The organism is Streptosporangium sp. NPDC003464 (genome assembly GCF_053588315.1).
The window spans coordinates 43,090-56,512 of sequence record NZ_JBSFPS010000024.1 but is presented as its reverse complement, the minus strand read 5'-3'; the positions used below and the strand labels follow the sequence as shown (position 1 = coordinate 56,512).

The 13,423-nt window shown below is 68.0% G+C and carries 16 protein-coding genes and 1 tRNA gene; 9 read left to right on the top strand and 8 right to left on the bottom strand.

Annotated features, from left to right (window positions below):
• Positions 1-1,633 (bottom strand): AAA family ATPase (locus ACWDS7_RS08360; RefSeq protein ID WP_451928681.1); only part of this gene is annotated, 1,633 nt, incomplete at its 3' end.
• 98 nt (positions 1,634-1,731) lie between these two features.
• Between ACWDS7_RS08360 and ACWDS7_RS08355 the strand changes: the two genes are divergently transcribed.
• The 3 genes from ACWDS7_RS08355 (at position 1,732) to ACWDS7_RS08345 (ending at position 5,085) form a co-directional block, all read left to right on the top strand.
• Entirely contained in the window at positions 1,732-2,142 is a 411-nt protein-coding gene (locus ACWDS7_RS08355) for a hypothetical protein (protein WP_451928680.1), read from the top strand.
• A 1,055-nt stretch (positions 2,143-3,197) separates the two neighbouring features.
• Complete coding sequence (locus ACWDS7_RS08350; protein ID WP_451928679.1) at positions 3,198-3,833, top strand: hypothetical protein; 636 nt, start codon at positions 3,198-3,200, stop codon at positions 3,831-3,833.
• A 538-nt stretch (positions 3,834-4,371) separates the two neighbouring features.
• The gene (locus ACWDS7_RS08345; RefSeq protein WP_451928678.1) at positions 4,372-5,085 is read left to right on the top strand and encodes a maleylpyruvate isomerase N-terminal domain-containing protein; all 714 of its coding nucleotides are present in this window, start codon (positions 4,372-4,374) and stop codon (positions 5,083-5,085) included.
• Positions 5,086-5,206: 121 nt separating this feature from the next.
• Here ACWDS7_RS08345 and ACWDS7_RS08340 read toward each other — a convergent pair whose 3' ends face one another.
• On the bottom strand, positions 5,207-5,542 hold the full coding sequence (locus ACWDS7_RS08340; protein ID WP_451928677.1) for a hypothetical protein: 336 nt from the start codon (positions 5,540-5,542) through the stop codon (positions 5,207-5,209).
• A 238-nt stretch (positions 5,543-5,780) separates the two neighbouring features.
• On the opposite strand from ACWDS7_RS08340, the gene ACWDS7_RS08335 reads away from it, so the two are divergent.
• Positions 5,781-6,035, top strand: coding sequence for a hypothetical protein (locus ACWDS7_RS08335; RefSeq protein WP_451928676.1), 255 nt, complete (start codon positions 5,781-5,783; stop codon positions 6,033-6,035).
• A gap of 61 nt (positions 6,036-6,096) precedes the next feature.
• Here ACWDS7_RS08335 and ACWDS7_RS08330 read toward each other — a convergent pair.
• Positions 6,097-6,169, bottom strand: a tRNA-Ala gene (locus ACWDS7_RS08330).
• 271 nt (positions 6,170-6,440) lie between these two features.
• Between ACWDS7_RS08330 and ACWDS7_RS08325 the strand changes: the two genes are divergently transcribed.
• On the top strand, positions 6,441-7,190 hold the full coding sequence (locus ACWDS7_RS08325) for a thermonuclease family protein (protein WP_451928675.1): 750 nt from the start codon (positions 6,441-6,443) through the stop codon (positions 7,188-7,190).
• A 190-nt stretch (positions 7,191-7,380) separates the two neighbouring features.
• Here ACWDS7_RS08325 and ACWDS7_RS08320 read toward each other — a convergent pair whose 3' ends face one another.
• From ACWDS7_RS08320 to ACWDS7_RS08305, 4 genes are all read right to left on the bottom strand, one after another.
• The gene (locus ACWDS7_RS08320) at positions 7,381-8,121 is read right to left on the bottom strand and encodes an HAD-IA family hydrolase (RefSeq protein ID WP_451928674.1); all 741 of its coding nucleotides are present in this window, start codon (positions 8,119-8,121) and stop codon (positions 7,381-7,383) included.
• Between the two features lie 29 nt (positions 8,122-8,150).
• Entirely contained in the window at positions 8,151-8,270 is a 120-nt protein-coding gene (locus ACWDS7_RS08315) for a DLW-39 family protein (RefSeq protein ID WP_210157488.1), read from the bottom strand.
• Positions 8,271-8,424: 154 nt separating this feature from the next.
• Positions 8,425-8,835: a VOC family protein gene (locus ACWDS7_RS08310; RefSeq protein WP_451928673.1), complete on the bottom strand. Its 411-nt coding sequence runs from the start codon at positions 8,833-8,835 to the stop codon at positions 8,425-8,427.
• Positions 8,836-8,953: 118 nt separating this feature from the next.
• Positions 8,954-9,238, bottom strand: a complete 285-nt coding sequence (locus tag ACWDS7_RS08305) for a GNAT family N-acetyltransferase (RefSeq protein WP_451928672.1) — start codon at positions 9,236-9,238, stop codon at positions 8,954-8,956.
• Between the two features lie 566 nt (positions 9,239-9,804).
• Between ACWDS7_RS08305 and ACWDS7_RS08300 the strand changes: the two genes are divergently transcribed.
• From ACWDS7_RS08300 to ACWDS7_RS08290, 3 genes are all read left to right on the top strand, one after another.
• Entirely contained in the window at positions 9,805-10,182 is a 378-nt protein-coding gene (locus tag ACWDS7_RS08300; RefSeq protein ID WP_306861681.1) for an STAS domain-containing protein, read from the top strand.
• 315 nt (positions 10,183-10,497) lie between these two features.
• Positions 10,498-10,896 carry an ATP-binding protein gene (locus ACWDS7_RS08295; RefSeq protein WP_306861680.1) on the top strand — a complete coding sequence of 133 codons (399 nt, stop codon included), beginning with the start codon at positions 10,498-10,500 and terminating at the stop codon, positions 10,894-10,896.
• Between the two features lie 313 nt (positions 10,897-11,209).
• The gene (locus tag ACWDS7_RS08290; protein WP_451928671.1) at positions 11,210-11,614 is read left to right on the top strand and encodes a GNAT family N-acetyltransferase; all 405 of its coding nucleotides are present in this window, start codon (positions 11,210-11,212) and stop codon (positions 11,612-11,614) included.
• 43 nt (positions 11,615-11,657) lie between these two features.
• On the opposite strand, the gene ACWDS7_RS08285 is transcribed toward ACWDS7_RS08290, so the two are convergent.
• Positions 11,658-12,131 carry an NUDIX domain-containing protein gene (locus ACWDS7_RS08285; RefSeq protein ID WP_306861678.1) on the bottom strand — a complete coding sequence of 158 codons (474 nt, stop codon included), beginning with the start codon at positions 12,129-12,131 and terminating at the stop codon, positions 11,658-11,660.
• A 207-nt stretch (positions 12,132-12,338) separates the two neighbouring features.
• On the opposite strand from ACWDS7_RS08285, the gene ACWDS7_RS08280 reads away from it, so the two are divergent.
• Entirely contained in the window at positions 12,339-13,397 is a 1,059-nt protein-coding gene (locus tag ACWDS7_RS08280) for a polysaccharide deacetylase family protein (RefSeq protein WP_451928670.1), read from the top strand.
• Positions 13,398-13,423: the final 26 nt, after the last annotated feature.

The following is a 13,423-nucleotide window of genomic DNA, read 5'->3' as shown; positions in this document are numbered from 1 at the left end:
GCCCAGGCACTCCCAGCTCGGCAAGCGCATGTCCGTCGACCGCCTCGCCCATGAGCTTGGTCCCACCTCCGATGTCACCGCTCAGCAGGCGGGTCAGCCCAAGCGCCCCGCAGACCAGCGGCGAGTCGATCTCCGGGAGCACGCGGAGGCTGGCGGCCGCCTCCTCGGCCAGCCCCGCGTCACCGGCGGACCAGGCGCAGCGGATGGCCTCCACCAGCAGCCAGGTGGCCCGCTCGGAGGAACTGGCCATCACCCGAGGAACACCGTCCATGACGATCCGGCCCGCCGCGAGCGGTGTGCCCTGCTCGAATTCGCGATGGGCACGTACCTGGATCAGCGCGCTGATCACGATGGGGTCATCCACGTCAGGCGTGGCGCTGTCAGCGAGCGCGGCCGCACGCCCCATCAGCCCGGCATCGCTTGCTGCCAACGCGGCAGCGGCCAGCCGTCCCGATCGCCGCACCGGATCGGCGGTGAGCTCGGCAGCACGCTCGTAGGCGGCCGCGGTCGCGGCGTAGCCACCGCGAGTACGCGCCCGTTCCGCCACCTCCTCCAACTCTCGCGCGACTCCCTCGTCAGTGCCGAGCACGGCGGAGGCCAGGTGCCACGCCCGCCGGTCGGCCGCATCCACGGCGACCGAGGCGGTCAGGGCGTCGGCGAGGGCTCGATGTACGGCAAGGCGCCGGGTGACCGGCGCGCTCTGGTAGGCGGCGGCCCTGATGAGGGGATGACGGAAACCGATGGTCGTCCCCCTGATCTCCATCAGGCGGTTCCGCTCGGCTGATTCGAGGCCCTGGAGGGAGGCACCCGCACCCACCACGGTCTCAAGCTCACCGGACCCGTCCGCCGCCGCGATCAGCAGCGCGGTGCGCGCCGCCTCGGGAAGCGCGGCTATCTGGTTCCGGAACATCTCCTGAACTCGATCGGCGACGGGCATCGCACCCACCGGCGACAATCGCCCGGCGCGCTGTTCGGCGGTGAGCGCGGCGGGCAGTTCGATGAGCGCCAGAGGGTTGCCGTCCGCTTCCTCGATGAGACGTTCCCGCACCTGTGGCGGAAGGGCATCCGGAAGCAGGGCAGCGGCGGCGGCATCGTCCAACCCGCCCAGCCGGAGCTCGGACAGCCCTGCGGCGGGGAAACCCTCTCGAGCGGCGAAGATCATGGCGACGCCTTCAGCGTCGAGGCGGCGGGCGGCGAACAACAGCGCGTCGATGGACGCCTGGTCGAACCACTGTGCGTCATCGATGAGACAGAGCAGCGCGCCATCCCCTGCGATCTCGGAGAGAAGACTCAGCGTGGCCAACCCGACCAGGAACCGGTTCTCCGGCGCGACGTCGCCCAGGCCCAAGGCCCCGCTGAGCGCGGTGGCCTGCGCGTCCGGCAGTGTGCGGATCCGGCCCAGCCCGGTGCGGAGAAGGGAATGAAGCGCGGCGAAGGGCAACTCGGCCTCGGACTCGATGCCGACGCCGCGCAGCACTCGCATGTCTTCCGCCCGCGCGGCGGCATGGTGCAGGAGCGCCGACTTACCGATGCCCGCCTGGCCGCGGATGACAAGAGTCCCGCTCTGGCCGGCCCTGGCCTCCGCCAGGAGCCGTTCGATGTCCGCTTGTTCCCTAGATCGCCCGTACAGCACGTTCAGGAACCTACCGTCACGATGACTGATTCGGGGCTGTGCGGACCTGCGTAGCTTCGTGATCACACGCATGTCAGCACTGCGAAGGGAACTCCCAAATGGCCACCGTCGCCAGCACCGTCAAGACCGTCGCCGACGCCAAGCTGCTCCGCTTCGCCCTCAAGCAGGATGCGATGGGCTCGGGCGCCAACGGAGTCGTCTACGTCGTCGTTGCGGCGATCTTCGGCGAGCTGTTCGGCCTCCCCGCCGCCTTCCTGTACCCCATCGGTGCGTTCCTGGTCGCCTGGGCAGCCGCCCTGCTCCTCCTCGCCTCCCGGGCGACGATGAGCAAGGCCGCCGTGGGCATCGTGATGGCCGTCAACGTCGCCTGGGTCGTCGCGAGCGCGGAGCTGCTCATCGCCGGTTGGTTCCCGCTGACCAACCTGGGCATCGCACTCGTGATCGTCCAGGCCGTGGTGGTCGCCGGCTTCACCGGCCTGCAGTTCGCCGGTCTCCGCAAGTCCGCGTGAACTCACCGCAGCCCATCGGTGCCCGTCCCTGGCCAGGAGGAACGGGCACCGGAACACGCGTTGACGATGCAGGAGGCCGTAGACCAGGCAGGCCGTAGACCAGGCAGGCCGTAGACCAGGCACCGGCCTACCGGCCGACCGCCCTGGGACCGTAGCAACCAGCGGCTCGGCACGGCACGGCACGGCAGCGTCATGGAACGACCTGCGCTGCCGACGGTCGAGCCGCCCTCCCATCCCGATGCCGGGACGCCGGGCGGGCGCGGTCTCGCGGCGGCGCGGAGCACCGCCGCTTCACCGGAGGCCGCCACCCGCGCGCCAGGAAAACGAGCAAATGCGCGCACAGTACGCGGGTGAGCAGTCGTAGGCTTCAACCCGGCCGATGAGGTGAGGCGGGCGGCGTGCGGGCGCGGTTGCGGAAGCTGTATGCGGGCGGGCGAGAGTTCGTATGGACGGGCCAGATCCACCACGTGTCCGGTGAGCATGAGTGTCACAGGTGTGTCCGCCTGCGGGTTTGGGGTGCCGGGAAGAACAGCCGTGTGCTCCAGGCGGATCTGTTGTCAAAGGCGGTCTTGCCGTGGGGCTGTGCGACCGACTCCACCTATCCGACCCCCAAGGACGTGCGGAGGGTCATCGACCACGCCTTGACACATGGCTGGGATCCTGAGCTCGCCGGCGGGGCCTTCTTCCTGAGCGGGGACGAGCACGCTTCTGAGTTCGAACTGGCTGACTTCCTCCTCACCGATCGCCTTCGGGACGATGGGGCACCAGACCCAACCGTGCGAGTGTTCCGGGCCTTCGACGAACACGGGACCGCCGAGGTCGGATCGTTGGTTGAGCCCTCGTCTCCAGCACGCGCGCCGCGATGATCTACCGAGCTCCTGACATCCTGCCTTGACATCCTGCCTGCAAACGGGAGCCGTCACGCCGTAGAGGGCTCCCGGCCCTGGTCACGCGGCGGACGCTGTCCGGTGATGTGTGATCGCGGCGGACTCAGGGCGATTCACGACAGCTCACATGGGAGAGCTACGTTCTACCGCATGGGTCTTGGCATATCTGTGGGAATCGAGTCGTGGGCGAGCGACGAAGAAGGCATCACGCACTACCGCGCGGAGATGCACAGGCTGAGTACGGCCCTGATGCAGGAAGGGGTGACATGGCGTCAGCCGGAGGAACCGGTCCGGCACGGGCCGGAGAGCACTCCGCCGTTCATGCGCAGCCATGCGGCTTCGTTCCCCTACGGGTACCTGCACTATCTGCGTAGAGTTTTCGCCCTCATGAGAAGAGAGGAGCCGGTGACACCGATCTCCGGCCAGGAAGAACTCTCCCGGGACCACTACAAGGTCGAAGACGAGATCCTCAAGCTCTACTCACACCTGCTCTGCCACTCCGACTGCGACGGCTACTACGTTCCGGTCGACTTCCACGACCCGCTCTTCCTGTCCGATGACGCGGGGATCGCCGGAGGCGGGATGGTCGGATCAAGTCACCGTCTTCTGGCGGAGTTGCGCGAGTGCGCTCCGGTGATCGGCATCCAGATCGAGAAGGACGGGTCCCTGTCGGACGCCGAAGCCTCCCGGGTGTTCGCGCTGCCGGAGAGCGCACCGTTCGAGATCGAATCCGTGGTGTGGCTCGCCCTGCATGAGGCGTGCCGGGCCAGCATCGCGACCGGCTGCGCGGTCATTTTCCACTAGCGATGGTCCGCAGTTAGGGATGGTCCGCAGTCCGCCGCGGTGACGGCGTCCCGCGACAGAGCTCACCCGGGCCTGATGGGGAAGCCATCCCTCACCTGGGCTTTCGCATGAGTGAGCCCAGGAGATTCGAATGCTGACCGCCCTTGATGGCACGACGATCACGCTCGCCAGTTGCCGGCAGGTGACCAGACGCGGCTCGTCCCAGGAGAGCGACACATCTGACACGCTGAGGCTCCCCCGGCTCCCGACCACGGGATCCGCGGAAGGGCACAGGTGCAGAGTACGCCCCAGGATCAGGTTGCTGGCTGGAGCTGGACGAGGATCATCCAATTGTCCTCCTCATCGGAGGCAAGGAAGTCTCATTGGATCTGATGAATCTTGCCGTTTGTCTCACTGCCGATCATGATCGTTTTCGGTTCTCAATGCATCTGTTCCACTCCTGCGTACCTGCTCCGTGGGCACGCCGCGCCTATTTAGCTGCTCCGCTTTAGCTGCTCCGCCCCTCACGGGTCCTTTCGTCCTGGAATGATCGGCATTCATGGGATATGTCGATGGTCAAGGGGGTCCGATGTCCGGCCGCGATGCGTTGGTTGCACTGACACAAGAAAGTCGGGCGTTGTCCGCAGTCCTGCGAGATTTGGAACCGGGATGCCTGAAGCTTCCAACGAACTGCCCACCCTGGGACATGCAGGAACTCATCGTCCACATCACCGCCAGCATCGGCCTCGGCGACACCGGCTTTCCTGATGCCGAGCCGCATGCGCCACTCGTCAGTGCGGCCGATTACTATCGCAGACCTGAACGAGACACTCAGGTCTACCGGCAAAACAACGTCGATCAGACCCAGGAACTGGCCCGGAGGATCCTCGCCTCGACCTCTGCTGCTCAGTGGTTCGACGAGATTTCCCACGACTCGATCGCCAAACTGAGCCAAGAAGACCTGGACCGTGTGGTCCTGATCCCCGGCCGCGGTGCGATGAGACTGTCCGACTGGGTCGTCACCCGTGTCATCTCCGTCGCGGCCCACGGACTGGATGTCGCATTGACCCTAGAGCGGACGCCGTGGACCACGCCCTCTGCACTGCACGTCATGCGGCCAGTTTTCACCGCGCTGCTCGGCATGGAACTTCCCGTCGACTTGAACTGGGACGACCAAGCGTTCCTGGCCGCAGCAACCGGTCGCCGAGCCTTGACAGGGGACGAGCGCACCCTGCTTGGTCCTCAAACAGAGCGCTTCCCGCTTCTGTCCTGACGCCGTCGTTTCCATCGGGGCATTGCCATGTCGTCATGATCGACGAGGCAGAGCAGTTGGACGGCTTGGTCTTCCCCGTGCGGCGCGCACACTCCGCCCGCCTCAACCACCCATCCACCGGTCACGGCTGGTCGCGATCATCCCGGAGCCGAGCGCCCATGCCGGAGGCATGGTTGTCTTTTCGCCATTGGGCGATTGCGCAGACGAGTGCTCCGAGCATCATCCCGAATCCCGCCTTTACCGTGATATCGAGGGTTTCGGAGCTGGCGGCGAAGGAACCGCCGAAGATGCCAGATGAGCTGACCAGAGCAAGAAGAAGCAAGGCCGCACCGGCGCCTAAGAATCCAGCTCGGAAGATCGTGAGTGCGGCGCCAGGGCTCATGATGGCGCGCCATATGGCGTTGCCGAGAGCGGCCAGAGGGAGCAGGACGAGAAGGGGGTCATAGAAAGTCATCACAGCGGCTGATCGTAGGGCAGTAGTGATGGGATCGGAATGGCTGTGAAGGCGGGTGGCGTATCCCGATCGCGGCCCACGTGGCGGCGCGCGAGAATGACCCCCAGGCCGCACGCGCAGCGTGCGGCCCGCAAGCTCGGGCCGCATGGCGGCACGGAGCGCCGCCCTTGAAAGACGCTTCGGACGCGTTCGGCAACTGCCCTCCGGCCGGTTCCAGGCTCGTTACACCGGCCCGGATGGGGTGGACCGCCCGGCACCGGAGACCTTCGCCGCCAAAACCGACGCTGAGGTCTGGCTGACCAGGAAAGAAGCGGAGATCCTCGATGACGAGTGGACCGATCCGGACGCAGGAAAGATCACATTGGGGGAGTACGGGCGGGACTGGATCGACGAGCGGCAGCGGGAGGTGGCCCGCAAGCTCGACGACCTCGCCCGCGGGGCCCTGGCGAAGGGATCGGGCACGCAACGGGCACGGGAGCGGAAGAAGGCCGAATGAAGATCGAAGCCCAGGTTACGGCAACGTGCCTGACCTGGGCTTTTCCGTGTCCGGGAAGGAGTGGAGCCTAGGAGATTCGAACTCCTGACATCCTGCTTGCAAAGCAGGCGCTCTGCCAACTGAGCTAAGGCCCCGAGATTCAAGCCGTTGGCCTGCGCACATGCTCCGCTTACGGCTTGCTTCAGTCGTACACCGTAGCAACATGACCGGCTTGTGCGCCACTCGGCCCCCGGGTCCGGGCCGTGGCGGGTCGGAGGTCTCGTGGGCAGGGCTGCATTCCGCGTTTATCCGCCACCCGTTATTGCAATTTAGTGCACTTCTTTTATGTCTATGAATTTTCCGTTTAAAACGGTCCAAATTCTGCTAGCTTGACGGTCCGGTCCTCTCAGGAATCAGGAGTTCCATATGAGAAGAGGGAGCACGGCCATCACGCTGGCCGCCATGGTCACGTTCGTCACCGCGGGCTTCGCCGTCCCGGCCGGCGCCGGGCCGGCTCTGCCGGAGGGGACGGTACGGGCCAAGGTCAAGAAGGTCGTCGACGGCGACACCCTGCTTCTCCTCTTCGGCCGCAGGACGGTGAAGGTGCGGGTGCTGGAGGTGAACGCGCCCGGCGGGAAGGAGTGCTGGGCGAAGGAGGCGGCCGCCCGGACGGCCAAGCTGCTGCCGGCGGGCTCCACGGCGTACACGCTGGCCGACAGGAAACCGCAGGACAGAAATGGCCTGAGCCTTCTCTACGTCTGGAATTCCGAAGGGATTTCCGTCAATCACGATCTCCTCCGGTACGGCTATGCGAAATGGAAGTCCATGACGCCGAACGACCGATTCACCGAATCCCTCAAGAAGGAGGAGAAGCGAGCCGCCGGGCAGCGGCTCCGGGTCTGGTCGGGCAAGTGTGGCGGGACGGCCACCCCGGCGCCGGCGCCGACCCCCACCCGCACTCCGAGTCCGCCGAAGCCGACGACCACGCCGGAGCCGCGCCCCACACCGCGGCCGAGCGACACGGGGAGTGACACGGGGAGCGGCGGCACCGATCCGCGTTTCCGGACGTGCGGTGAGGCGAACGCCGCGGGTTACGGGCCCTACCGGCGTGGAGTGGACCCCGAATACGGCTGGTACCAGGACCGCGACGGGGACGGGGTGGTCTGCGAGCGCTAACCGTGCGCAACCTCCGCGGCCGGTACGGGCTCTGCGGCCGGTACGGGCTCCGCGGTCGATACAGCCTCCGCGGTCGGTACGGCCGGGCCGGCGGGACCACAGTGTCGCCGGCTCACCAGCGGGCGCGGAGGGGCCGCAGAGCGGTGCCCGCAGGCAACCGCTCAGAAGGCGGTGGGTGCGGAGGAGCCCGTCAGAGGGCGGCTGCACCCACGGGGACCCCCACCCGCTCGCCGCCGAACACCAGGGTGGGGAAGTCGGCGATGGAGTCCAGGATGTGCGTGGCGCCGCCCTTGAGGAGGCGTTCCTTGCTGTGCACCCCGGTCAGGACACCGGCGACCACCGAAGCGCCGGAGCGCCGGCCGCAGAGCATGTCGCTCTCGGAGTCACCGGCCACCGCGACCTGGCGGACGTCCTCGATGCCGAGGCGCAGGACCGCGGCGAGGACCATGTCGGGCATGGGGCGGCCGCGCCCGGCGTCTTCCGGGCAGAGCGCGAGGTCGATCTTGTCCGACCAGCTCAGGGTGCTCAGCACGCGGCTGAGAATGCCCCGGCTGAAACCGGTGATGAGGCAGACCTTGACACCGGCGGCGCGGAGCTTCTCCAGCGCCTCGACGGTGCCGGGCAGGGGAGCCAGGCCCGCGCGCCCGATGGCGCCCTCGTAGGAGCGCTCGAAGGTCAGGTTGGCCGCCTGGGCCTGGGCCTCGTTGTCGGGGAAGATGCCCCGGAAGACCTCGATCGTCGGGCAGCCCCGAGACCGGTGCACATGCACCATGGCACGTGCGTACGCACCGGTCCCGGGCACGATGCCCTGCGTGGCGATCGCCTCGGCGAACGCCCGTTCGACCATGGCGGTATCACCGATCGTGGTGCCTGCCAGATCCAGGCAGGCGAGCCTGATGGGAGTTACTTCCCCATCTTGGGCAAGGACCATGAAAGCACCTAAATCGGTAGCAGCGTTGTTCAGTTCTCGCTGCCGGTGGCCTCGGTCCACAGGTCCAGCTCGGCGCGGTCAGCCTGCACCTTGCGCCAGACCAGCAGTCCCCCCAGGGCGACGAGCGCCAGAACGATCAGCTTCTTCACGGTGTGACCCCACTTCTTGACGGTCTCACCTGCCGGGGTGAGACAACGCCCGGTTCCAACGGTTCCCTGCAGCCTAGCAAGGGATCGGGCCATGATCCGGTGTGCGCCGACAAGCCGACGTGGCAAATCTGCGCCAACCGGGTGATCTTTATCATCATGCTGTACGATCCGCGCTCAAATGATCGCCGATCGCGACGAGTTCGACCTCGAAGCCGTCCTCGTTCTCAAGATAACCCGCGTAATGGTCGGTTCCGCCCGCATGGGGATGCCGATCGGTGAACATCAGCGTCCATCCATGCCCGGGTGCCGCCGCGACCAGCGCATCTACTCTCTCGGATCCGATTACGCCGAAGGCCAAATGATTCAGACCCGGTCGGCATCGATCATGGGAGGGAGCGGTCGACGCGGGGGACTGCTCGACGACGACATATACGCCGTCCAGCTTCCAGCTCCGGCCGGCGCCCCATTCCTGGAAGGGCTGGTATCCCAGCTCCCCGAGCAGCCATCCCCATGACCTCACGGCCCGGCCGAGGTCCGGCACCCAGAGTTCGATGTGATGCAGCATGATCCGCATCCTGCCACCACGACCACCGGGCCGGACCGGTGCGTCACGCGCCGCCCCCGTCCGAGGCTCCGGCCCGGCGGCCAGGGGGCCAGGGGGACCAGGGGAGACGCGTGACCGATCAGCTGTCCTTGACGAGGTCGGCGTAGTCGGGGTGACGCTCGATCCAGGTCTTCACGAACGGGCAGCGCGGCACGACCTTCACGCCTTCGGCCCGGGCCGCGTCCAGCGCCGTGCGGACGAGCGCGCCGCCCACCCCGTTGCCCTCGAACTCCGGCTCGACCTCCGTGTGGGTGTAGATGATGAGCCCCTCGTGCCGGGTGAACTCCAGCTGGCCCGCGTGCTTGCCCTCCATCTCCGCCTCGAAGAGATCGCCGCCGGGCGAGAGCTTGACTTCGACCTGCATGGAGCCTCCTCCGTCTGGCCGCCGGACGGCGGCGCACCGATCAGCCGGTTTTCCGCGGCATTCATTCCCCGGAAATTCATGACATGCGTCGGCGGGCCGGTCAATAGTCCCGGCGGGCCGGGTGCGGACAGTCCACCGGCGCGGCCGGAGCGCGTCCCACCAGGCGGGACGGCGGCGGGCACCCTCCCTAAAGGGGATCCGACGGGATTTTGAAGGATAAGTAAACTGAGGAACGATGACGATTACGGCTGCGCCGATCCACCGGCCTTTCGCGAGGTGGCCGGCGCCCTCGCGGAAGGCTTGGGATTGCGGGTGAACAACCTCGGCGTTCGGTGGGTCACTCCGGCTCCACGGTCACCGCGCCCGGTGGCCGTACGGCATGCGCCACGCCCGGTGGCCGTACGGCGCCGCGGCTCGGTGAAGTCTCCCGCCGGCGGGGCGGGTCTGGCGCCCCGCACCGGGGCGGCCGTGATCGGACAGGCGCTCACCGGGCCCGGTCCAGGTCTTTCCGATGGCACCGCCGCATCGGCCCCTTCCGCCCCTCCACCGTCTGCAGAGGTTTCCCTGTGAGCACTGCCGTCCATGTCACCGCCGTATCCGACGGCACCGTGGAGCTGGAACATGTGTCCCTGCTGGCACTGACCGGTGAGCTCGACTACACCAACGCCGAGCGCCTCCAGCACGATCTCCAGGAGTTGCTCGGCACGCAGTCGTGCGATCTCGTCATCGATCTGAGCGGTCTGGCCTTCTGCGACTCCACCGGGATCCAGATTTTCCTGGCCATCCGGAAGCTCGTCCACGGCCGTGGGGCCAGCATCACACTGGCGCAGCTGCACCCCCGCCTGGAGCGGCTCTTCCATCTGACCGGGCTCACCCACGCCTTCGACATCCAGCCGACCGTCGGCGACGCCGTCGAGGCCCTGCGGTCACGGCAGTCGTCGTAGCGCCCCACCCGGTAGCGCCCTCTATCCAGCTATCCAGTAACCGCCCCACCCAGTAGCGCCCCACGCGGTAGCCACCCCACCCGGGCGGCCCGTCCACACCACCGCGCGCCGTCCCCCGGCTCGCGGACCGGCCGCCGACACCCGCACCCGTGGCCGGCGGCTCTGGGCGGACAGCCCTTCTGCCCGTATGGTCGTAAGTTGGCAATGACCGGGCAGGTGTTTAGCATCATGTAACTCGTCAGCAACGCCCTGGGTCTGGAGCGGGTCGGCTCACCTCCCGGTGACTGCCAGACAAGGCGACGTCAAGGGGGTGTCGTGACCGGCGACCACGGCCAGCACTGGCCGATCGACGACGATCTCACCGCTCTGCGTCAGCGTCTCCTTCACCACGCGGCCCAGGCCGGCATGCGCGGCGAGCGTCTGGACGACCTGCTTCTCGCCGTCAACGAGGCCGTCATCAACGTCCTGGAGCACGGCGGCGGCAAGGGCACGCTGAGCATCTGGCACAACGACACCTGCATCACCGTCGAGGTCGTCGACCCCGCGGGCACCCTGGCCCCCCGGGACATCCCCCCGGAGCGCCCCACGGGCACCGTGCGGGGCTTCGGCCTGTGGCTGATGAACGAGCTGTGCGACGAGTTCGCCATCCAGCAGGCCGAGGGGGAGTCACGCGTCCGCCTGCGGATGTTCCTGCACCCCAGCCCCGCCCGATGACCGCATCCACACCCCTGGGCACCGGTAACGGCCCGCCCGGTCAACCCCCGCACCCGTAGCGGCGCGCACGGTCAACCCTCCATACCGGTAACGGCCTATCCGGTCACACCCCCGCACCCGTAGCGACTCGCCCTGTCACGCCCCCACACCGGTAACGGCCCGCCTGGTCAACCCTCCATACCGGTAACGGTCCCCCCTGTCACACCCCCACACCGGTAACGGCCCGCCCGGTCACACCGCGTCCCGCCGCAGTTGGCGTCCGCGGACCGGCCGGGGGGCCGCCATCCGCACGACACATATCAGGAGCACCTTCATGATCCGTTATACCGACGCCGTCGACACGATCAGGGCCGACCGGCTCACGGGCTTCTTCGTGGGCTGGCCGGTCGCCGCTTCGCCGGAACAGCATCTGGCGGTCCTGCGGGGGAGTTACCGCGCGTTCGTCGCGATCGACGAGGAGACCGAGCGCGTCATCGGTTCCGTGAACATGATCAGCGACGGCGTCCTGACCGCGTACGTCCCCTGGCTCGAAGTCCTCCCCGAATACCAGGGGCAGGGGATCGGGAGCGAGCTGATGCGGCGGATCCTCGCCGACACCGAGCACCTCTACTCCGTCGACCTCCTCTGCGAGGCACCGCTCCAGCCCTACTACGAGCGCTTCGGCATGCTCCCCGTCCCCGGGATGAGCCGCCTGCGCCGCTCCGCCCTCCAGGGCTGAGACCGCGGCCCCGGGCGACCGTCGGGCGTCCGGGGCCGCCCGCTCAGCCGGGGACGGCCCTGCCGTGCTCCAAATACACCGACTCACCGAGGTCACGGGCGGCGATCGCCGCCTTGACCCGCCGGGCCAGGCGCTCGGGCAGCAGACCGTCCAGCTCCTCCACGGGGTGGTAGCCGAAGCCCGTCAGCTCCTTGTCGGCGAAAGTGATCCGCGTGAGCGCCTCCGCGCCCAGCACGCCGCCGTCGAAGACGAACAGGACGATGTCGCCCATGCCCGGGTGAGGCGCCCAGTCCGCCACGAGCAGGCGGCCGATCGGCGGGTGGATGCCCAGCTCCTCGCCGACTTCGCGGACACAGGCCTCGTAGGGGGTCTCTCCCGGCTCCACACACCCGCCGGGGATGTCCCGCTCCGGCTTGTACGACGGCTGGACGATCATGACGCGGCCGGCTCCGTCGAAGAAGAGCGCACCTGCGGCCGCCCGCGCGCGGGCAGCGGGCGGGAACCCCTGCTCACTCATGATTCCGACTGTAGGCCAACTCCGCACGCCGGGCCATGGTGCGGCGGCGCAGCGGGCCGGTGCCCCGGCCCCGGGCCGGCGGCGAGCCCGTGCGACCCGCGCCGCCGGGTACGAAGCTTTGCCTGAGCCGGAGATCAACCCGCAGGTCAGCGGGGGATGAGGTGCTTATCGTCTGTGCGCTGGGGGGATTCGATGGGCCTTCTTAGGGTGAGCAGAGTCGGCGCGGCGGCCGTGGCGGCGGGCGCCGTACTCGTCGGGTGCATGCCGTGGCAGGGTGAGGAAGCGCAGGAGAAGAAGGACGCGGGAGTGGCCGCAGCCGCCAAGGCGTCCGCGGCGGCGGCCGGACAGGCCAACCTCCGCAAGACCCGGCTGGCGGCCGCCGCGAAGGTCCGCGCCAACGAGCTGGGACAGATCCCCGTGCTCATGTACCACCGGGTGGTGGACAAGCCGACGACCCAGGACGACCGCACCCCCGCTCAGTTCCGCGCGGAGCTGGAGCGGCTGGCCCAGGAGGGCTACGTCCCGATCACCGCGGCCGAGTACGTCACCGGCCGCATCGACATCCCCGCGGGCCGGCATCCGGTCGTCCTCACCTTCGACGACTCCTCCCCGTCGCAGTTCGACCTGGACGGGGTGGGCGCCCCCAAGCCGCTGACCGCCGTCGCCATCCTCCAGGAGGTCGCTCAGCGCCACCCCGGGTTCCGCCCGGTGGCCACGTTCTACGTGACGCGTGACATGTTCGGCAAGGCGACGCCCGAGGAGCAGGCCCAGATGCTGATGTGGCTCCACGACAAGGGGTACGACATCGGCAACCACACCCGCGACCACAAGAGCCTCCGCGGCAAGCCGGAGAAGCAGGTGAACGCCGAGGTCGCCGCGGGCCACCAGCTCATCACCAAGCTGATCAGCACCAACCCGGTCACGCTGGCACTGCCGTACGGCAACCAGCCGGACCACAAGCAGTGGGGCCTCAAGGGCGCCGCGGACGGCGTCTCCTACGACTACGGCGGGGTGTTCCTCGCCGGGTACACGCCCGCGATGTCGCCCTTCAGCAAGAATTTCGACCCGCTCGGCATCCCGCGTATCCGCTCGATGGACAAGACCGGCGACTGCGCGAAGTTCTGCTCCACCGCCTGGCTCGACTGGCTGAAGGCCAACAGCGACGAGCGCTACACCTCGGACGGCGACGTGAAGTCGGTCGCCTTCCCGAAGTTCAAGTCGCCGTTCGTGGTCAAGCGTTTCAGCGAGCGCGTCCTGGCCTACTGACGGCATCCGGCCGGTCCGGCGGCCGC